This is a genomic window from Arthrobacter sp. Br18, assembly GCF_000520555.1.
Lineage (GTDB): Bacteria > Actinomycetota > Actinomycetes > Actinomycetales > Micrococcaceae > Arthrobacter_D.
In genome coordinates, this window is the sequence record NZ_KI914894.1 from 1 (window position 1) to 2,688 (window position 2,688).

General features: G+C 63.7%; 3 protein-coding genes. All 3 read left to right on the forward strand.

What is annotated here, in order from left to right:
* The coding region (locus Y704_RS25440) for an alcohol dehydrogenase catalytic domain-containing protein (RefSeq protein ID WP_026550927.1) at nucleotides 1–1,326 on the forward strand (1,326 nt) is incomplete at its 5' end.
* Nucleotides 1,327–1,402: 76 nt separating this feature from the next.
* A complete protein-coding gene (locus tag Y704_RS0116535; protein ID WP_216699005.1) occupies nucleotides 1,403–2,065 on the forward strand; it encodes a DUF1440 domain-containing protein in 663 nt (220 codons plus the stop codon).
* Between the two features lie 42 nt (nucleotides 2,066–2,107).
* On the forward strand, nucleotides 2,108–2,688 hold a 581-nt coding region (locus Y704_RS22205), incomplete at its 3' end, for an SDR family NAD(P)-dependent oxidoreductase (RefSeq protein ID WP_162149428.1).

Genomic DNA, 2,688 nt, shown 5'->3' on the forward strand with positions numbered 1-2,688 from the left:
ATCCAGGAACCCACCGACGCGATCATCAAAATCACCTCCACAGCGATCTGCGGCTCGGACCTGCACCTGTATGAGGTACTGGGCCCCTACATGAGCAAGGGCGACGTCCTGGGTCATGAACCCATGGGGATCGTTCAGGAAGTCGGCAGTGCCGTGTCGAACCTGGCTGTCGGCGATCGGGTGGTCATCCCCTTCAACATCGCCTGCGGGAAGTGCCTGATGTGCTCCCTGAACCTGCAGTCGCAGTGTGAAACCACCCAGGTCCGGGAAAAAGGCCTCGGTGCGCGCATCTTCGGGTACTCCGAGCTGTATGGTTCGGTACCGGGCGGGCAAGCGGAATACCTGCGGGTTCCCTTCGCCGATTACGGCCCCATCAAAGTGGGCCACGACCTTCCCGATGTGCGTTACCTCTACCTCTCCGACATCGTGCCCACCGCCTGGCAGGGCGTGCAGTACGCGAACGTGCCCGACGGCGGCACCCTGGCGGTCTTCGGGTTGGGCCCGGTAGGGCAGTTCGCCGCCCGCGCGGGCGTGCACCTGGGTTACCGGGTCATCGGCATCGAGCCTGTGCCCGAGCGGCGTGCAATGGCCGAACGGCACGGCGTGGAAACCCTGGATTACAGTGACACCATCGGAGACGAGCTACGTGAAATGACCGAGGGCAGGGGCCCGAACGTGCCCGACGGCGGCACCCTGGCGGTCTTCGGGTTGGGCCCGGTAGGGCAGTTCGCCGCCCGCGCGGGCGTGCATCTGGGCTACCGGGTCATCGGCATTGAACCTGTGCCCGAGCTGCGCGCCATGGCCGAACGGCACGGCGTGGAAACCCTGGATTACAGCGACACCATTGGCGATGAACTGCGTGAAATGACCGAGGGCAGGGGCCCGAACTCCGTCCTGGACGCGGTGGGCATGGAAGCCCACGGCTCCCCGGTAGGGGCTTTCGCCCAGCAGGCAGCCGGCCTGCTGCCGGACCCGCTCGCGCAGAAAGCCATCGAGAAGGTTGGGGTCGACCGGCTGAATGTCCTGCATGCCTGCATTGACGCGGTGCGCCGCGGCGGCACTGTCTCGGTCAGCGGTGTTTACGGCGGCATGGCGGACCCGATGCCGATGCTGACCCTATTCGATAAGCAGATCCAGCTGCGCATGGGCCAGTGCAACGTCAAACGGTGGATCGATGACCTCCTACCCCTGGTCGAGGACCCTTCCGATCCGCTCGGTGTTACCGATTTGATGACCCACGAAGTCTCCCTCGATGAAGCGCCCGAAGCGTATGAGGTGTTTCAGAAAAAGCAGGACAACTGCATCAAAGTCGTCCTCAAACCCTGACCGACCCCCTCCCCGGCACCCGATTTTTCCGGTGCCGGAGATTTCTCCCTTGAACCGGTGAAAGGACACACTCCAAATGACGCATCCCCCAACCACCGAGAACCTCCCCGACGGACGCACCAATCCACCGGGGCCCTCCCGTCAGGAACCCTTCCGTCAGGAGCCACCGGAACCGTCCCCCGTCCTGCCCAGTCCTGCCGGAGCCCCGGCCCCTGAGCCGGCCCCTGCGCATCATGTCACATCGGAGCGCAGCATCGCTTTGGACATGATTCTGGGGGCAGCAGCCGGTGCGGCCGGTGTGTGGGCGATGGATCGCGTCGGAGGGTTTCTGTACAACCACGAAGATCCCGCCGCGCTAGAACGCGAACACCAGGCCCGTGCCGGCGGCAAGGACGTCGCCCATGCCGCCATCGAAAAAGCAGCCGACAAGACAGGAATCGACCTGCCCACCGGTGAACCGAACCCGGCCGGAATAACAATGCACTACGCGCTGGGAATACTGCCCGGTGCCTTGCACGCCGTCATCCGCAGGGAAGCGCCCTTCATGAAAGCAGGCAACGGCGCGCTGTACGGTTTTGGGTTATATGTACTCAACGACGAGATCGTTGCTCCTGCACTGGGACTGGCATCCGGACCCAAGGAGTACCCCTGGCAGGCACATGCAAGAGGCATGGTCGCCCACACGGTCCTCGGTGTGGTCACCGAAAGCCTGCTGAGGATCTCTGACCGTGCCCGCTAACCCCATCCCCGCGGTGACAGCACGCCCCCGAAGGCGGTGCCGGTGAGCCGGCAGGGCGGCCACCGCCGACCGGGCGCGGTGGTCGTCATCACCGGTGCTTCCAGCGGCATCGGCCGGGCCACCGCGCATGCTTTCGCCAAAACCGGTGCCCGGCTCGTTCTCGCGGCCCGCAGTCCCGAAATCCTGCAAGAGGTCGCCGCCGAATGTGCCGCGTACGGGGCGCAGGTAATCACCGTGCCCACCGATATCAGCGACGAATCCCAGGTAGAAATCCTCATGCGCTCGGCAGTTGAAGCCTTCGGGCGGATCGACGTGTGCGTCGGTAATGCCTCCGTTTACAGTTACGGAACCTTCGAAACCACACCGCCCGACGTGTTCCGCCGAATCATCGAGACAAACCTTTTCGGACCGATCCACACTGCCCGCGCTGTACTGCCGTACTTCCGAAGCCAGGGCCGGGGAACCTTGATCATCATCGGATCGGTGTACTCCAAAATCACCTCCCCCTATGTTTCCCCCTATGTGACCAGCAAATTCGGGCTGCTCGGTTTCACGGAAGTACTGCGCCAGGAGTTACGGAAAGCCAAAAACATCCACATCTGCCTGGTCCTGCCGGCAACGAT

Excerpts from the sequence above, each read along its gene's own strand:
- Y704_RS0116535 (WP_216699005.1), top strand. The coding sequence starts at position 1,403 with ATGACGCATCCCCCAACCACCGAGAACCTCCCCGACGGACGCACCAAT.